The sequence below is a fragment of the Streptomyces sp. NPDC048417 genome (assembly GCF_040651615.1).
Taxonomy (GTDB): Bacteria; Actinomycetota; Actinomycetes; order Streptomycetales; family Streptomycetaceae; genus Streptomyces.
This window is the reverse complement of the sequence record NZ_JBEZKI010000018.1, coordinates 21,994-38,854: the sequence shown is the minus strand read 5'-3', so window position 1 is coordinate 38,854 and position 16,861 is coordinate 21,994. Positions and strand designations below refer to the sequence as shown.

15 protein-coding genes are annotated in these 16,861 nt (G+C 69.9%); 5 read left to right on the top strand and 10 right to left on the bottom strand.

Translation table 11 applies throughout. From position 1 onward, the window contains the following. Nucleotides 1-149: 149 nt before the first annotated feature. The 7 genes from AB0D59_RS27270 to polX form a co-directional block, all read right to left on the bottom strand. Nucleotides 150-1,526, bottom strand: coding sequence for an 8-oxoguanine deaminase (locus AB0D59_RS27270; protein ID WP_362570447.1), 1,377 nt, complete (start codon nucleotides 1,524-1,526; stop codon nucleotides 150-152). A 119-nt stretch (nucleotides 1,527-1,645) separates the two neighbouring features. Next, on the bottom strand, nucleotides 1,646-2,590 hold the full coding sequence (gene pucL, locus AB0D59_RS27265) for a factor-independent urate hydroxylase (protein WP_362570444.1): 945 nt from the start codon (nucleotides 2,588-2,590) through the stop codon (nucleotides 1,646-1,648). 3 nt (nucleotides 2,591-2,593) lie between these two features. Beyond that, nucleotides 2,594-2,989: a hydroxyisourate hydrolase gene (gene uraH, locus AB0D59_RS27260; protein WP_362570441.1), complete on the bottom strand. Its 396-nt coding sequence runs from the start codon at nucleotides 2,987-2,989 to the stop codon at nucleotides 2,594-2,596. 4 nt (nucleotides 2,990-2,993) lie between these two features. Further along, nucleotides 2,994-3,506, bottom strand: coding sequence for a 2-oxo-4-hydroxy-4-carboxy-5-ureidoimidazoline decarboxylase (uraD, locus tag AB0D59_RS27255; protein ID WP_362570438.1), 513 nt, complete (start codon nucleotides 3,504-3,506; stop codon nucleotides 2,994-2,996). 127 nt (nucleotides 3,507-3,633) lie between these two features. Next, on the bottom strand, nucleotides 3,634-4,002 hold the full coding sequence (locus AB0D59_RS27250) for a helix-turn-helix domain-containing protein (protein WP_362570435.1): 369 nt from the start codon (nucleotides 4,000-4,002) through the stop codon (nucleotides 3,634-3,636). Beyond that, nucleotides 3,999-4,253 carry a hypothetical protein gene (locus AB0D59_RS27245; RefSeq protein ID WP_360475219.1) on the bottom strand — a complete coding sequence of 85 codons (255 nt, stop codon included), beginning with the start codon at nucleotides 4,251-4,253 and terminating at the stop codon, nucleotides 3,999-4,001. The genes AB0D59_RS27250 and AB0D59_RS27245 overlap by 4 nt, the downstream gene beginning before the upstream one ends. 312 nt (nucleotides 4,254-4,565) lie before the next feature. Then, on the bottom strand, nucleotides 4,566-6,305 hold the full coding sequence (gene polX / locus AB0D59_RS27240; RefSeq protein ID WP_362570432.1) for a DNA polymerase/3'-5' exonuclease PolX: 1,740 nt from the start codon (nucleotides 6,303-6,305) through the stop codon (nucleotides 4,566-4,568). Nucleotides 6,306-6,439: 134 nt separating this feature from the next. Here polX and AB0D59_RS27235 point away from each other — a divergent pair, with 134 nt between their 5' ends. The 4 genes from AB0D59_RS27235 to AB0D59_RS27220 all read left to right on the top strand — a co-directional run bounded on the left by AB0D59_RS27235 (nucleotide 6,440) and on the right by AB0D59_RS27220 (nucleotide 10,500). After that, the gene (locus AB0D59_RS27235; RefSeq protein WP_362570429.1) at nucleotides 6,440-7,288 is read left to right on the top strand and encodes a TIM barrel protein; all 849 of its coding nucleotides are present in this window, start codon (nucleotides 6,440-6,442) and stop codon (nucleotides 7,286-7,288) included. 42 nt (nucleotides 7,289-7,330) lie between these two features. Continuing rightward, entirely contained in the window at nucleotides 7,331-8,239 is a 909-nt protein-coding gene (locus tag AB0D59_RS27230; protein WP_362570426.1) for a 2-hydroxy-3-oxopropionate reductase, read from the top strand. A gap of 174 nt (nucleotides 8,240-8,413) precedes the next feature. Beyond that, on the top strand, nucleotides 8,414-9,904 hold the full coding sequence (locus tag AB0D59_RS27225) for a catalase (RefSeq protein ID WP_362570423.1): 1,491 nt from the start codon (nucleotides 8,414-8,416) through the stop codon (nucleotides 9,902-9,904). A 350-nt stretch (nucleotides 9,905-10,254) separates the two neighbouring features. Beyond that, on the top strand, nucleotides 10,255-10,500 hold the full coding sequence (locus tag AB0D59_RS27220) for a hypothetical protein (RefSeq protein WP_362570420.1): 246 nt from the start codon (nucleotides 10,255-10,257) through the stop codon (nucleotides 10,498-10,500). A gap of 224 nt (nucleotides 10,501-10,724) precedes the next feature. On the opposite strand, the gene gcl is transcribed toward AB0D59_RS27220, so the two are convergent. Further along, entirely contained in the window at nucleotides 10,725-12,509 is a 1,785-nt protein-coding gene (gcl, locus tag AB0D59_RS27215) for a glyoxylate carboligase (protein ID WP_362570417.1), read from the bottom strand. Between the two features lie 245 nt (nucleotides 12,510-12,754). Between gcl and AB0D59_RS27210 the strand changes: the two genes are divergently transcribed. Further along, nucleotides 12,755-13,426, top strand: coding sequence for a hypothetical protein (locus AB0D59_RS27210; RefSeq protein WP_362570414.1), 672 nt, complete (start codon nucleotides 12,755-12,757; stop codon nucleotides 13,424-13,426). Nucleotides 13,427-13,515: 89 nt separating this feature from the next. On the opposite strand, the gene AB0D59_RS27205 is transcribed toward AB0D59_RS27210, so the two are convergent. Together AB0D59_RS27205 and AB0D59_RS27200 are read right to left on the bottom strand one after the other, a co-directional pair. Beyond that, nucleotides 13,516-15,123: an AMP-binding protein gene (locus AB0D59_RS27205; protein WP_362570411.1), complete on the bottom strand. Its 1,608-nt coding sequence runs from the start codon at nucleotides 15,121-15,123 to the stop codon at nucleotides 13,516-13,518. Continuing rightward, nucleotides 15,120-16,790: an AMP-binding protein gene (locus AB0D59_RS27200; RefSeq protein WP_362570408.1), complete on the bottom strand. Its 1,671-nt coding sequence runs from the start codon at nucleotides 16,788-16,790 to the stop codon at nucleotides 15,120-15,122. Before AB0D59_RS27200 ends, AB0D59_RS27205 begins: the two co-directional genes overlap by 4 nt. Nucleotides 16,791-16,861: the final 71 nt, after the last annotated feature.

Genomic DNA, 16,861 nt, shown 5'->3' with positions numbered 1-16,861 from the left:
CACGCGCCCAGGAGACGGCCGCCGTGGACCCCGCTGGGGTCCACGGCTGCCGGCCGGGAGCCGTCCCTCCTGGCCGGAGCTGAAGTGCCGTACCGCTGAGTTGCCGTACGTCGAGTTCCGTACCTCAAGTGCCGTACGGAGAAGGGGAGTTACTGTGCGGCGATGTGTGCCAGCCGCTGGGCCTCGGCCCGCGTGGAGCGGGCGATCGCGTCCTCGTCGACGTGCAGCAGGCGGTTGTCCTCGACGATCTGACGGCCGTTCACGAAGGAGGCCGTGACCGGGGCGGCCGCGCCGAAGACCAGGGCGGTCACCGGGTCGGCGATGGAGGCATGGGCGAGGGTGTCCAGCTTCCAGAGCACCAGGTCGGCCAGCTTGCCGGGTTCCAGGGAGCCGATCTGGCCTGCCCGGCCCAGGACCTGGGCGCCGCCGTAGGTGCCGAGGCGCAGCGCCTGGCGGGCGTTGAGGGCGGCCTCCCGGTGCGCGCCGAGGCGGTTGATCAGCAGCGCGTTGCGCAGTTCGGTGTGGAGTTCGCCGGACTCGTTGGACGCGGTGCCGTCGACGCCGAGGCCGACCGGGACGCCGGCGGCGAGCATGTCGGGGACGCGGGCGATGCCGGCCGCGAGGCGGGCGTTGGACGACGGGCAGTGGGCGACACCGGTCCTGGTGCGGGCGAAGGCGGCGATGTCGGAGTCGTTCATGTGGACGCAGTGCGCCATCCACACGTCCTCGCCCAGCCAGCCGGTGGACTCGAAGTAGTCGGTCGGGCCCATCCCGAACAGTTCCTTGCAGAACTGCTCCTCCTCGACGGTCTCCGAGCCGTGCGTGTGCAGCCGTACCCCGAGACGGCGGGCCAACTCGGCACCCTGCCGCAGGAGTTCGGTGGAGACGGAGAACGGCGAGCAGGGGGCGACGGCCACCTGGGTCATCGCGTCGAAGGAGGGGTCGTGGTGCTCCTTGACGGTCGCCTCGGTGGCGGCGAGGGCGCCTTCGAGGGTCTCCACGGCGAAGTCCGGGGGCAGGCCGCCGTCCTTCTCGCTGCGGTCCATGGAGCCGCGGGCGAGGGTGAAGCGGACGCCGGTCTCGCGGGCGGCGCGGATGATGGCGCCGGAGAGGTCGCCGGAGTCCTTCGGGTAGACGTAGTGGTGGTCCATGGCCGTGGTGACACCGCCGCGGGCCATCATCGCGAGCGAGCCCTGGGCGGCCGCGTACACCATCGGCTCGTCGATGCGCGCCCAGGTCGGGTACAGCGCGACCAGCCAGTTGAAGAGGTTGTGGTCGGTGGCCAGGCCCCGGGTGATCCACTGGTAGTAGTGGTGGTGGGTGTTGACCAGGCCCGGCGTCACCAGATGACCGGTGGCGTCGATCCGGCGTACGACGTTCTCCAGGCCCTCGGGTGCCCTGCCGGCGCCGAGCGACTCGATACGGTTGCCGGCGATGACGACGTACCCGCTCGCGTACTCGGTGTCGTGGGCGTCGACGGTCGCGATCGAACAGTTCTCGATGACGGTGCGCTGGTCTGCTGCCATGATTCGTCCTTTTCGCTCAGTGGACTTGAGGTGAGGGCACGGCAGGACCCCGGGGATTTGAGTGCCGCGGCCGGAGCGCAGGGCGTCACCGGCCGCGGGTGCCGAGAATGCGGAGTGGATCAGAGGTTGGTGAGGTCCACCGGGATCTTCGCCTCGCAGCCGTCCCGGAGAACGGTCGCCTCGATCAGGCCGTAGGGCCGGTCGGCGGCGTAGTACACCTCGTTGTCGTTCTTGAGTCCGAACGGCTCCAGGTCGACGAGGAAGTGGTGCTTGTTGGGCAGCGAGAAGCGGACCTCGTCTATCTCGCCGCGGTTGTCGAGGATGCGCGAGCCCATCTGGTACAGCGTCTGCTGGAGCGAGAGGGAGTACGTCTCGGCGAAGGCCTGGAGCATGTGCTTCCTGGTCTGCTCGTAGGACTTCTCCCAGTTGGGCATCTTCTGCTCGTCGTCGGTCCAGTTGAACCGCCAGCGGCCGGTTACCTGGGTGGCCAGGATGCGGTCGTAGGCCTCGGGGAGGGTCGTGTACTTGTCCTTGACGTAGCCCCAGAACTCGGAGTCGGTCGAGTTCATCACGACCAGGTCCTTGAGGCCGGATATCACCTCCCAGGACTCACCGTCGTAGGTGATCTGGGTGAGCCGGGTCTCCTGCCCCTTGCGTACGAAGGAGTGCTTGACCTCGTCCGCGCCGATGAACCTGGTGGCGTCGGAGGCCTCGATGCGCTCCCAGGCGTACTCCTCGATCCGGATCCGGGCCGTCTTGATCGGCTCCTGGCTGGTCACGAAGTGCCGGGCCAGGTGGATGCCGAACTGTTCGGCCGACTCGATGCCGTGCTCCTTGGCGAACGCGAACACCGTGTTCTTGGTGGTGTCGGTCGGCAGGACGTTGGCGTTGGAGCCGGAGTAGTGGACCTCGTCCATGTCGCCGGAGAGCGACACCGACACGTTCAGGTCCTTGATGTGGTGGGTGGCACCGTCCCGCGTGATCTTCACGACCCGGTTCTCGGCCTTGCCGTACTGGTTCTGTCCCAGGATGACGGAGTGGGCAGGGCGGGAATTGGCGGTCATTAGCTAGCTCCCTCGGTAAACGGAGTAGCCGAACGGGTTGAGCAGCAGCGGTACGTGGTAGTGCTCGCCCGGCACGACGGCGAACGTGATCGCCACCTCCGGGAAGAACACGGCCGGTCCGCTGTCCCGATTCGCGGGGGCGTCCTGCTGCGCATCGGCTTGCTTCTTCTCGAAATACGGCTCCACGGCGAAGTCGAGCCGTACGTGGGTGGTCCCCTCCGGCAGCGCCGGCAGGTCCTTGCACCGGCCGTCCGTGTCGGTCGCACTGCCGCCGAGCGCCTGCCAGTTCGCGTCACGGCCCCGGCGGGCGGACAACTGGACGGCGACGCCCTCGGCGGGGCGGCCGAGCGAGGTGTCCAGGATGTGGGTGGACACGGAGGCGGTGGTGCTGGTGCTCATGGTGTCAGGCGTCCTCTGCGACGAGTCGGGCGAGCCGGATGCGGTTGATCTTGCCCAGTTCGGTGCGGACGATCTCCCGCTCCTGCTCGGGCGCGTTGCCGATCCGCTCCTTGACCGCGTCCCGCATCTCCTCGCCGCTGCGTCCGGTGGCGCAGATCAGGAAGACATGGCCGAACTTCTCCTGGTACGCCAGGTTGAGTTCGAGCATCTCCGCCTTGAGTGCTTCGGCGGCGCCGGCCATTCCGGACTGTTCGCGGGCCGAGGTGGGGTCGCCGGGCTTGGGGCGGCCGATCGGCGGGTGTCCGGCCATGGCCTCCGCCAGGTCGGCCGGGCTCAGCTCGGCCATGGCCGCGTCACTGGCGGAGCAGAGGGCCTCGGGGGTGGTGTAGGGGCGGGCGGCGAGCAGTCGCCGGGCCCATGCGGTGGAGGCACACGCCTCGTGGAGGGCGGCGAAGGCCGCGTGCTCCTCCAGAACATTGAACCGGGCCAGACCCGGGGGCGTGGAAGTCGACGTCACGGGAGCCTCCGTGGCCGTAGGCGGCCTTCGTGCTGAACGGGCTGCCGTTAGCTAACGCCCTCCGGAACCCAGCGTCAACACTTTGTTGAAAATTCCGCGTAACAACCCCCGGGACGCGCCCCGCGGATCAGCCCTCTTTCTCGCGGTTGAGGTAGTTGTAGACGGTGAAGCGGCTCACTCCGAGCGCGCCCGCCACGGTCTCCACACCGTGCCGTACGGAGAAGGCGCCCCGCGCTTCCAGTATGCGCACGACCTCCTGCTTCGCCTTGCGGTCCAGGTCGGCCAGCGGCTTGCCCTGCTTGCGCTCCATGGCGGCCAGGATGTGGTCGAGGGAGTCGGCGAGCTGCGGCAGCCGTACGGCGACCACGTCGACGCCCTCCCAGGCGAGCACGACGTCGTCGGCGCCGGCCTCGTCGGGCGGGAGCAGTTCCCCGCCCATGGCGTCGACCAGCGGCTTCACCGCCGTGATGAAGGGCTCGTCCGCGTTTCCGGTCACTTGTCGCCGTCCTCCCCCACCACGTTGACCTGGAGCGAGATCCGGGTGGCCCCGGCCTCCAGGGTCTGACGCAGCAGCGCGTCCACGGCGGTGAGCACGGCGTCGGCGCCGCCCTCGGCCGTGTTCCCGAACGGCCCGACATCCACCGCGTCCAGCTGAGCACCCTCGATGACCTCACGGGCGACCAGCGCGTGCGCGGGTGCCTCGTCCAGATCGAAGGGCTCGGTCGTGAACTCCACTCTCAATCGCATTGCGCCCCCAGAAAACGTCCCTGACCTGCACTTCGGCCGACCGCTGCACAGCCGCGACACACCCTGGGCCAGTCAGTTCCACCGCGGCGGAGCCGCTGCGTCCGCCACGAGCCGACCCTAGCCGACCGAGGCGCCCCGCCGCCCGGCCGTCTGTCAGGCAGTTTGTCCGGTGGATCAGCCCTGGACCGGCCCGGATGCGCCGTACATGATCGCCCTCGCCCCGGCCACGAGGCGACGGGCCGGGAGGCGGCGTACCGAAGACGGCGGGCCGCTCGGAAGGCGTCGACCGCGACGTGGTGACGGCCTCCCGGCTCAACCACGCTTGCGCAGGAAGCTCCGCAGTCGTCGCTCCGGCCAGGTGTTGATCACGTCGTCCTTGGTGAGCCAGCCGCGCTGGGCGGTGCCGATGCCGTACCGCATGGCGTCCAGATGGGGGACGGCGTGGGCGTCGCTGTTCACGGCGAACTTCACGCCGTGCCGCCGGGCCCGCAGGATGTCCTCGTCGCGCAGGTCGAGGCGGTCCGGGTGGGCGTTGATCTCCAGGGCCGTACCCGTGCGGGCGCACGCGGCGAAGACCGCGTCGAGGTCGGCGTCGATGCCGGGCCGCTTGCCGATGAGGCGGGTGGTGGGGTGGCCGATGATGTGGACGTGCGGGTTCTCGCAGGCCCGGACGAGCCGCCGGGTCAGGGCCTCGCGGCTCTGTTTGAAGTGCGAGTGGATCGACGCCACGCACAGGTCGAACCCGGCCAGGAAGTCGTCCGGCCAGTCCACCTCCCCCTCGGGGCCGATGTTCAGCTCGGTGCCGTGCAGCAGCCGCAGCCCGCCGCGCCGGCCCCGGGTGGGATAGGTGCCGTCGAGCTCGCGCACCCGCTCGCGCTGGGCCAGCATCCGCTCGTCGGTCATGCGCTGCATGGCCAGGTCGGGCGCGTGGTCGGTGACCGCGTAGTAGGCGTAGCCGCGCCGGGCCGCCGCCTCCACCATCTCCTCCAGCGGAGCGAGCCCGTCGGTGAGGTCGGTGTGGGTGTGCAGGTCGCCGCGGAGATCGGCCTCGGTGACCAGCTCCGGCAGCTCGTCCCGCGACCCCGCCTCGATCTCGCCCCTGTCCTCGCGCAGGGTCGGCGGGATCCAGGGCAGGCCGAGGCGGGCGTACACCTCCTCCTCGGTCCCGGAGACGATCTTCTCGCCGCTCTCGACGTCGAAGAGCCCGTACTCGGAGAGCTTGAGCTTGTGGTGCACGGCCCGTTCGCGGGTGCGGATGTTGTGGGCCTTCGAGCCGGTGAAGTACTGGAGCGCCGCGCCCCAGGAGTCCGGCGGTACGACCCGCAGGTCGACGTTGAGCCCTTTGCCGGTGCGGACGGAGGTCTTGGTCTCGCCCTGGCCGATGACCTCGGTGACGTAGGGCAGTTCGGTGAACGCCCGCATGATCGGCGCGGACTTCCTGGCCGCGACGAGGATGTCGATGTCACCGATCGTCTCGCGGAACCGGCGCAGTGACCCGGCGTACGTGCACTTCTCGCAGCCGGTCACCGCGGACAGCGCGCCGACGATGCTCTCCGCCAGGTCCATGGCGACGTCGATCCGCACCCGGCCCCCGGCCGACCGGAGCAGCTCGATTCCGTGCAGGATGTTCTCCTCGGTCTTCGGCCCGAAGCCCTTGAGATCGCGCAGCCGCTCCTGGTGGATGGCGTCGGCCAGTTCCTCGACCGAGGAGATGCCCAGCTCCTCGTAGACCGCCATCGCCTTCTTCGGGCCGAGGGTGGGGATGGCGGTCAGCCGCCGTACCCCCGCCGGGATCTTCGCCCGCAGCTCCTCCACGGCCGACACGCTGCCCTGGTCGAAGAACTCCAGGACTTTCTGCGCGATCGACTTCCCGACGTTCGGGATCTCCTGGAGCCCCTTGAGGTCGAGCGTGGCGGCATCGGCGTGGTGACCGCCGACCGCCCGGGCGGCCTTCTCGTAGACCCGCGCCTTGAAGGCGTCTCCGCCGGTGATCGAGATCAGGTCCGCGTACTCCTGGAGCAGGGCGGCGACCTCGTCGTTGGACCGTGCCATGCCTTCAGGGTAGGGCGCGGGATTTGCGCGGGCGCTCTTGACAGCCCTCCCCGGCCACAGGCAGTCTTCCATTAAGCAGAAACCAACTTCCGTCATACGGAAATACAGACAAGCGGAAGGGAGCGCCGACCCCCATGCCAGGTTTTGGATCGAGCGCAGCCGCAGAGCAGCGCTTCACCGTCAACCTGTCGATCCTCTTCACGGAACTCCCGCTGCTGGAGCGCCCCGCGGCCGCCGCCGCGGCCGGCTTCGGCGCGGTCGAGCTGTGGTGGCCCTGGGTCGACTCCCCCACCCCCGAGCGGTCCGAGCTCGACGCGCTGAAGAGCGCGATCGAGGACGCGGGCGTACAGCTGACGGGCCTGAACTTCTACGCCGGGCAACTGCCCGGCCCCGACCGGGGCGCCCTGTCGATCCCGGGCGCGGAGTCCGCGAAGTTCCGCGCCAACATCGACGTGGCGGCCGGCTTCGCGCAGTCGCTCGGCTGCAAGGCGCTCAACGCGCTGTACGGCAACCGCGTCGAGGGCGTGGACCCGGCCGAGCAGGACGCGCTGGCCCTGGAGAACCTGGCACTCGCGGCCCGCGCGGCCGACCGGATCGGCGCGGTGCTCCTGATCGAGACCCTCAACCGGCCCGAGTCGCCCCGGTACCCGCTGGTGAGCGCACCCGCCGGCATCGGCGTCGTCGACAAAGTCAACGCGGCCACGGGACTCGGCAACGCGCGCTTCCTCATGGACCTGTACCACCTGTCCATGAACGGCGAGGACCTGCCGTCGGTGATCGAGCGGTACGCGGCGAAGACCGGCCACGTGCAGATCGCCGACAACCCCGGCCGCGGCGCCCCGGGCACCGGTTCGCTCCCCCTGGAGGAGCTGCTCGACCAGCTGCGGAAGGCCGGTTACGACGGCTGGGTGGGCCTGGAGTACAAGCCGGGCGACCGCCCGAGCGCCGAGGCCTTCGACCGGCTCCCGCGCGACGCCCGCTGAACCCCCCGACTTCGCAAGGCAGTTGAGAGAGGCACCTCCATCATGAGCACCCATTCCTCCAACCCGACCCGCCCGGCGATCGCCTGGATCGGCCTCGGCATCATGGGCTCCCCCATGTCCGAGAACCTGGTCAAGGCGGGCTACGACGTCACCGGCTTCACCCTGGAGCAGGACAAGCTGGACCGGCTGGCGGCGGCCGGCGGCACCGCGGCCTCCTCGATCGCCGAGGCCGTCAGGGACGCCGACGTGGTCATCACGATGGTGCCCGCGTCGCCGCAGGTCGAGGCCATCGCCTACGGCCCGGACGGCATCCTGGAGAACGCGAAGCCCGGCGCGCTGCTGATCGACATGTCGTCCATCACCCCGCAGACCTCCGTCGACCTGGCGAAGGCCGCCGGGAACAAGGGCATCCGCGTCCTGGACGCGCCGGTCTCCGGCGGCGAGGCCGGGGCGATCGAGGCCGTGCTGTCCATCATGGTCGGCGGCGAGCAGGCCGACTTCGACACCGCGAAGCCGATCTTCGAGGCGCTGGGCAGGACCATCGTGCTGTGCGGTCCGCACGGCTCCGGCCAGACCGTCAAGGCCGCCAACCAGCTGATCGTCGCCGTGAACATCCAGGCGTGCGCCGAGGCCGTGGTCTTCCTGGAGAAGTCCGGCGTGGACCTGACGGCCGCGCTGGACGTGCTGGGCGGCGGCCTGGCCGGCTCGACCGTGCTGGCGCGGAAGAAGGACAACTTCCTGAACCGCGACTTCAAGCCGGGCTTCCGGATCGACCTGCACCACAAGGACATGGGCATCGTGACCGACGCGGCCCGCAACGTCGGTGCCGCCCTGCCGGTGGGTGCCGTGGTGGCCCAGCTGGTCGCCTCCCTGCGCGCGCAGGGCGACGGCGGCCTGGACCACTCCGCGCTGCTGCGCGCGGTCGAGCGCCTCTCCGGCGCCCAGGTCTGAGCCGCACCCCCATGACTTCCGGGCGGCGCCGTCGCTGACAACTGTCCTGTCGCGCCCAGGCGGCGCCGCCGCCCGGAAACCAATTCAACAGACTGTTGACGCCCCAGCCGACCCGATCCTAGGCTCCACAAAGTGGAAATGGATTTCCGCTGACACCCGCACGGAAGGTCCACGATGTCGAAGCGCGTGCTCACCACCGAGTCCGGCGCCCCGGTCGCCGACAACCAGAACTCCGCCTCCGCCGGCGTCGGCGGCCCGCTCCTCCTCCAGGACCAGCACCTCCTGGAGAAGCTCGCGCGCTTCAACCGCGAGCGGATCCCGGTGGGGGCACCTCCCACACCCTTAAGGCAGTGGGGGAGAGTGGTGCACGCCCGCGGCAGCGGCGCGTACGGCTACTTCGAGGTGACCGACGACGTCACCGGCTTCACCCACGCCGACTTCCTGAGCACGGTCGGCAGGCGCACCGAGGTCTTCCTGCGCTTCTCGACGGTCGCGGACTCCCTCGGCGGCGCCGACGCCGTCCGCGACCCGCGCGGTTTCGCCGTCAAGTTCTATACGGAAGAGGGCAATTACGACCTCGTCGGGAACAACACCCCGGTGTTCTTCATCAAGGACCCCATCAAGTTCCCGGACTTCATCCACGCGCAGAAGCGCGACCCCTTCACGGGCCGTCAGGAGCCGGACAACGTCTGGGACTTCTGGGCGCACTCCCCCGAGGCCACGCACCAGGTGACCTGGCTGATGGGCGACCGCGGCATCCCGGCGTCGTACCGCCACATGAACGGCTACGGCTCGCACACCTACCAGTGGACGAACGCCGAGGGCGCGGCCTTCTTCGTCAAGTACCACTTCAAGACCAACCAGGGCGTGCGCAGCCTCAGCGGTGAGCAGGCGGCGGAACTCGCGGGCAAGGACCCCCACTCGCACCAGACGGACCTGCTCCAGGCGATCGAGCGGGGCGTCAACCCGTCCTGGACCCTCCACGTCCAGATCATGCCCGCGGCCGAGGCGGCGGAGTACCGCTTCAACCCCTTCGACCTGACCAAGGTCTGGCCGCACCGGGACTACCCGCTCCAGCGGGTCGGCCGCCTGGTCCTGGACCGCAACCCGGACAACGTCTTCGCCGAGGTCGAGCAGGCCGCCTTCGCCCCGAACAACTTCGTGCCGGGCATCGGCCCCTCCCCCGACAAGATGCTCCAGGGCCGCCTCTTCGCCTACGCGGACGCGCACCGCTACCGGCTGGGCGTCAACCACACCCTGCTGGCCGTCAACGCGCCTAAGGCGACGACCGCGCAGAACTACGGCCGGGACGGCCTCATGGCCGCCAACCCGCAGGGCCGGCACGCCAAGAACTACGAGCCGAACTCGTACGACGGCCCGGTGGAGACCGGCCGTCCGCTGGCGGCCCCGCCGGCCGTCACCGGTCACACCGGCACCCACGAGGCCCTGCCGCACACCAAGGACGACGACTTCTCCCAGGCAGGCGAGCTGTACCGGCTGATGTCCGAGGAGGAGAAGCGGCGTCTGGTCGCCAACATCGCCGGCGGCCTCTCGCAGGTCTCCCGCGACGACGTGATCGAGAAGAACCTGGCCCACTTCCACGCCGCCGACCCGGAGTACGGCAAGCGCGTGGCGGAGGCGGTCCACGCCCTGCGCGAGGACTGACACAGACGGCCCGCGCACAGCCGGACGGCCCGGATGAGGGGTGGCCGGCCGGAGGTGCGCGGGCGTGGCAAGGACCGCGGCGGCGTGCGAGCCAGTGCGGTGGTGAAGGAACCGAGCGCCCTTCTCGACCAGAGGGAAGCGCGCCCCGGCTCCGTCGCACCCGCCGCGGTCCCAGCCGTTGCGGACCCCGTCCGGCGGCGCGAACGATCTGTCGCGCCCAGCCTCGCGCCGTCGGACGGCCACACCCGATGAAGCCCCCGAGCGCCGGAGCGCCGGATGCGGAACCGTCCGCGTCCTTCGCTCCGGCGCTTCGGCGTGCGCATCCGCCCCGGCCGCAGCACGCTGAAGGCATGACAGCGCACCCACCGACGGAGTTCCCTCATATCGTCGTGCACGCTCCCGCCCTGGACGGCTCCCGACGGGTCACCGAGGGGGCGGTGACCCTGGGGATCGCCTCGCATCTCGACGACGTGGTCGAGATCCTGCGGATGGCCGATCTGGACCGGATCGAGGTCGAGGAGAGCGACCTCATCGAGTGGCAGGGCGGCGGACCGGACGACTGGCCGGGGCTCACCGAGCATCCCGAAAGCCCCTGAACCCAGGTAAAGCGGATGGCGAATCCTCAAATCAAGCTCTGAATTTTGTTCAGGATGCTTCAACCGCCCCAGCCGGGGGGCATATTCACTGCACACGGAGCTCGCCGGCACGGGGGCGGCGGGCCCCGTGTCACCCACAGCGCGAAGCGGGCGGCCCATCCCTCGGGATGGACCGCCCGCTTTGTTGTGCCCCGGTTGTCGTGCTCCAGCTGTTGTGCGGCGGCTCAGACCTTCAGCGTCCTGATGGACGTCGGCGCATGGCCCGGTTCGGTCGCGATCTCCTCGAACTCGACGACGTTGCCGATGTCGTTGGTCGTGGACATCGAGATGTTGGTGACCCGCTCCAGGATCGCCTCCACCACCACCGGCACCTGGTGCTCCTGCGCCAGCTTCTTGGCCTGCTCGAAGGCCGCGCCCAGCTCGTTCGGGTCGGTCACCCGGATCGCCTTGCAGCCCAGGCCCTCGACGACCTTCACATGGTCGACGCCGTAGACGCCGAGTTCCGGCGAGTTGATGTTCTCGAACTCCAGGTTGACCTGGAAGTCGATGTCGAACGCCCGCTGCGCCTGACGGATCAGGCCCAGGTAGGAGTTGTTGACGAGGACGTGGACGTACGGGATCTTGTGCTGCGCGCCGACCGCCAGCTCCTCCAGCATGAACTGGAAGTCGTAGTCGCCGGAGAGGGCGACGACGGAGGCCTCCGGGTCGGCCTTGGCCACGCCCAGCGCGGCGGGGATCGTCCAGCCGAGGGGGCCCGCCTGCCCGCAGTTGATCCAGTGCCGCGGCCTGAAGACGTGCAGCATCTGGGCACCGGCGATCTGCGAGAGGCCGATCGTGGAGACGTACCGGGTCTCCGGGCCGAAGACCTTGTTCATCTCCTCGTAGACGCGCTGCGGCTTGATCGGGATGTCGTCGAAGTGGGTACGGCGCTGGAGGGTCGCCTTCTTCTCCTGGGCCGCGGCGGCCCACTCACTCCGGTCGGGCAGCCTGCCCGCCGCCTTCGCCTCCCTTGCCACCTCGACGAAGAGCTCCAGAGCGGCCTTCGCGTCGGAGGCGATGCCGTAGTCGGGGGCGAAGATCCTGCCGATCTGGGTCGGCTCGATGTCGACGTGCACGAACTTCCGGCCGGCCGTGTAGACGTCCAGGTTGCCGGTGTGGCGGTTGGCCCAGCGGTTGCCGATGCCGAGGACGAAGTCGGACTCCAGGAAGGTCGCGTTGCCGTAGCGGTGCGAGGTCTGCAGGCCGACCATGCCGGCGTTCAGCTCGTGGTCGTCCGGAAGCACGCCCCAGCCCATGAGAGTGGGCACGACCGGGGTTCCCGTCAACTCCGCGAATTCCAGCAGCAGTTCGGCGGCATCCGCGTTGATGACCCCGCCGCCCGCGACGATCAGCGGCCGTTCGGACGCGTTCAGCAGACCGATCGCCTTCTCGATCTGGGCACGGGTCGCGGCCGGCTTGTAGACCGGGAGCGGCTCGTAGGTCTCCGGGTCGAACTCGATCTCGGTGAGCTGGACGTCGATCGGCAGGTCGATCAGGACCGGGCCGGGGCGGCCGGAGCGCATCAGGTGGAAGGCCTGCTGGAAGACGCCGGGGACCTGGGCCGCCTCCAGCACGGTGACCGCCATCTTCGTCACCGGCCCCGCGATCGAGGCGATGTCGACGGCCTGGAAGTCCTCCTTGTGGATCACCGCGGTCGGCGCCTGGCCGGTGATGCAGAGGATCGGAATGGAGTCGCCGGTGGCCGAGTACAACCCGGTGATCATGTCGGTGCCGGCCGGGCCGGACGTGCCGATGCAGATGCCGATGTTGCCGGGGTGGGTCCGGGTGTAGCCCTCGGCCATGTGCGAGGCGCCCTCGACATGGCGGGCGAGGGTGTGGTTGATGCCGCCGGCGGCCTTGAGCGCCGCGTAGAACGGGTTGATCGCCGCGCCCGGCACCCCGAACGCGGCGCTGACGCCCTCGCGTTTGAGGATCTCAACTGCCGCGCGGGCAGCGGTCATTCGAGCCATCGAGTACTCCTGCTTCGGCTGTCGGATGCCTGCTCCCGTCGCGCCCCGCGGTGAGCACGTCTCCAGATCTGAAATCTTCCGGATGCTTCCGCGGCAGATCCCTTACGGTTTCCACATTGCGGAAAATAACTTCTACTATCTGAAATCAATGTAGGCGCGGGGGCGAACGTCGTCAAGGGACGGACAACCGGGCCCCGGCAGGAGCAGCATGGGAGGAGAAGCGACGCGACGCCTGGGGTGGGGCCATGTCCGAGAGCGTGCCGGTGCGCTGTCCGGCCTGTACGCGCGAGCACGTCTACAGCGCGCCGTCCTACCCCTGCGCCTGCGGCGCCCCGGTCACCCCGGCCCTCGACAACACGGCCGCGCCGACGCCGGTGGCGCACCGCGCCTGGGACGAGGACTGGGTGACGGTGAGCTGCGGCTCCTGCGGCCGCCGGGACCAGTGGCCGCGGCCGGAGCTGGGCTGCCCGTGCGGGGCGGTGCTGCGCGTGCCGATCGCCGGGACCGAGTCCGCGCCCGCGCCGGCTCCCGAGCCGCGGCCGCCCTTCCAGCCGGTCACGATCCGGACCGCCCGGGACGCGGTCACCGCCGCCGCGCTCTATCTGCGGTGGCTCGGCTACCGGGACATACGCCGCGCCGACCAGCGGCCGCCGTCCGGCATCGGCCTGGCCGCGCGCGGTCTGGTCGCCCAGGTGGACCCGACCGTGCGGCCGGCCTCACTGCGGGACGTGGAGTGCCTGTGGCTGACGGCGATGACGGAGGACTCCGGATGCGTCTACTTCTCCCTCGCGGGGTACGCCGAGGACGCGCGTGAGCGGGCCGACGCGCTCGGGATACCGCTCTTCGTGCTGGACCTCACGGGGACGCCGCAGCCCATGAACGGGCCCGCCGACGAACTCGGCTCCGCGGGAAGCTGACTCGTCCGCGGGCCCCTGGGGGCCGGTCGCGCCCGCGCGGCGGTGGCCGCATGTCGACACAGCCCCGCGCCCCTGCGGGGCGCTGCCGCTTACGGGGTGCTGTACTTCTCCCGCAGCTCGATCTTCCGCACCTTCCCCGACACCGTCATGGGGAAGGTCTCCAGGATCTGGATCCGGCTCGGCACCTTGTAGTGGGCCAGCCGGCCCTCGCAGAAGGCCCGCAGTTCCTCCAGGGTGAGCGGCTCTGCCGGGTCGTGCGGGATGACACAGGCCAGGACCTCCTCGCCGTACCTCTCGTGCGGCACCCCGACCACCTGGACGTCACGGATCTTGGGGTGGGCGTAGAGGAACTCCTCGATCTCACGCGGGTAGATGTTCTCGCCGCCCCGGATGATCATGTCCTTGATCCGGCCGACGATCTCGACGTACCCGTCGTCGCGCATCGTCGCCAGGTCGCCGGTGTGCATCCAGCGCCCGGGGTCGACGGCTTCCGCGGTCTTCTCGGGCTCGTTCCAGTAGCCGAGCATCACGCTGTAGCCGCGGGTGCACAACTCGCCTGCCGAGCCCCGGGGTTGGGTGACCCCGGTGGCCGGATCGACGACCTTGACCTCCAGGTGCGGCAGCACCCGGCCGACCGTGCCGGTGCGGTGTTCCAGGTCGTCGTCGATACGGGTCTGGAGGGACACCGGGCTGGTCTCGGTCATGCCGTAGCAGATGGAGACCTCCGCCATGTGCATCTCCGCGACCACCCGCTTCATCACCTCCACCGGGCAGGGCGAGCCCGCCATGATGCCGGTGCGCAGCGTGGAGAGGTCGTACGAGGCGAAGCCGGGGAGGTTCAGCTCCGCGATGAACATGGTCGGGACGCCGTACAGCGAGGTGCAGCGCTCCCGCTGGACCGTCTCCAGAGTGGCCGCGGGGTCGAAGGACGGGGCCGGGATCACGATGCAGGCACCATGCGACGTGGCGGCCAAATTCCCCATAACCATGCCAAAACAGTGATAAAAGGGCACCGGGATGCAGATCCGGTCCTGCTCGGTGTAGGAGATCAACTCTCCGACGAAGTAACCGTTGTTGAGGATGTTGTGGTGGGAGAGGGTGGCGCCCTTGGGAAAGCCGGTCGTGCCCGACGTGTACTGGATGTTGATGGGGTCGTCGCAGGACAGCTCACTCCCGCGTGTCCGGAACTCCTCGTACCGGTCGGGGGTCCCGCGCCGCAGCAGCGCGTCCCAGGTCGGGTCGCCGATGTACACGGTCTCCCGCAACTGCGGGCACCCGCACCGGACTTCCTCGACCATCGCCCGGTAGTCGCTGCTCTTGTGGCTGAGGGAGGCGAACAGCAGGGAGATCCCCGCCTGGTTGAGGACGTACTCGACCTCATGGGTGCGGTAGGCCGGGTTGATGTTCACCATGATCGCGCCGATCCGGGCGGTGGCGTACTGGACGAGCACCCACTCCGCGCAGTTGATCGCCCAGATCCCCACCCGGTCACCCTTGGCGACCCCGCTCGCCAGCAGCGCGTACGCCAACCGGTCCACGTCCGCGGCGAATTCGGCGTACGTCCAGCGCCGCCCGGACGGCACGTCGACGAGCGCCTCGCGGTCCGGCCAGGCCGCGACGGCCCGGTCGAGGTTGGCGCCGATGGTGTCGCCGAGCAGCACGGTCCCGCTCGTGCCGTGTGTGTACGAGGTGTTCACCGGAAGTCCTCCTCGCGGTACTCGTCCGGGGACCCGGCCGCCGTGGCCGCACGCAGTTCGATCCGGCGGATCTTGCCGGACACGGTCTTGGGCAGCGGCGCGAACTCCAGCCGCCGGACCCGCTTGTACGGCGCCAGGACCTGACGGGAGTGCTCGAAGAGCACCTTCGCGGTGTCCGGGCCCGGCTCCCAGCCCGCCGCCAGCACGATGTACGCCTTGGGCACGGCGAGCCGCAGTTCGTCCGGCGCCGGGACGACGGCCGCCTCGGCCACCGCCTCGTGTTCGAGGAGCGCGCTCTCCAGCTCGAACGGGCTGATCTTGTAGTCGGACGCCTTGAACACGTCGTCCGCGCGGCCGACGTAGGTGATGTAGCCGTCCTCGTCCCGGGCGCCGATGTCACCGGTGCGGTAGTAGCCGCCGGCCATCGCCTCCGCCGTACGGTCCGCGTCCCCGTGGTACCCGGTCATCAGGCCCACCGGCCGCGCCGACAGGTCGAGGGCGATCTCGCCCTCCGCCGCCCCCGGCGCGCCCGACACCGGGTCGAGCAGCTCGACGCGGTATCCGGGACTCGGACGGCCCATCGAGCCGGTCTTCAGCGGCTGCCCGGGGCTGTTGGAGACCTGTACGGCCGTCTCGGTCTGCCCGAACCCGTCCCGGACGGTGACGTGCCAGGCCCGCCGCACCTGCTCGATCACCTCGGGGTTGAGCGGCTCGCCGGCCGCCACCACCTCACGGGGCGGGGTGCGCAGCTGGGTCAGGTCGGCCTGGATCAGCATCCGCCACACCGTCGGCGGAGCGCAGAAGGAGGTCACCCCGTGCCGGTCCATCTCGGCCATCAGGCGGCCCGCGTCGAAGCGGCTGTAGTTGTGGATGAAGACGGTCGCCTCCGCGTTCCACGGCGCGAACAGGTTCGACCAGGCGTGCTTGGCCCAGCCCGGAGAGGAGATGTTCAGATGGACGTCGCCGGGCTTGAGGCCGATCCAGTACAGGGTGGCCAGGTGCCCGATGGGGTACGAGGTGTGGGTGTGCTCGACCAGCTTGGGGCGGGCGGTGGTGCCCGAGGTGAAGTAGAGCATCAGCGGGTCGTCGGCGAGCGTCGGCCCGTCCGGCAGGAACTCCGAGGACGCCACGTACGCGTCCTCGTACGCCTCCCAGCCCTCCGCCGGCCCGCCCACCGCGATCCGGGTGTACACCCCGGGCACCTCGGCGAACTTGGCGGCGTCCTCGGTGCGCGCGATGACGTGCTTCACCCGGCCCCGGTCGACGCGGTCGCGCAGGTCGGCCGGGCCGAGCAGCGGGGTGGCCGGGATGACGACGGCCCGCAGCTTCATCGCGGCCAGCGCGGTCTCCCACAGCTCGGCCTGGTTGCCGAGCATGACGAGGATGCGGTCCTCCGGCTCGACGCCCCGCGCCCGCAGATGGTTCGCGACCCGGTCGGAGCGCTCGGACAGCTCGGCGAAGGACAGCTTCGTCTCGGTGCCGTCCTCCTCGACGATGTGCAGGGCGGTGCGGTCATTGCCCTCGGCGATGACGTCGAACCAGTCGAGCGCCCAGTTGAAGTGGTCCGGACGCGGCCATGCGAAGCCCTCGTAAGCGGTGGCATAGTCCGTACGGTGTTCCAGCAGGAAGTCCCGTGCCCTGCGGAAGTCCTCCGTCGCACTCGTCATACGCGTCTCCTTCGGTACCGGACCATTGCCGGGCGGCTCTCTGGCATCGTGTAATCCGTGATGCAGGTCTC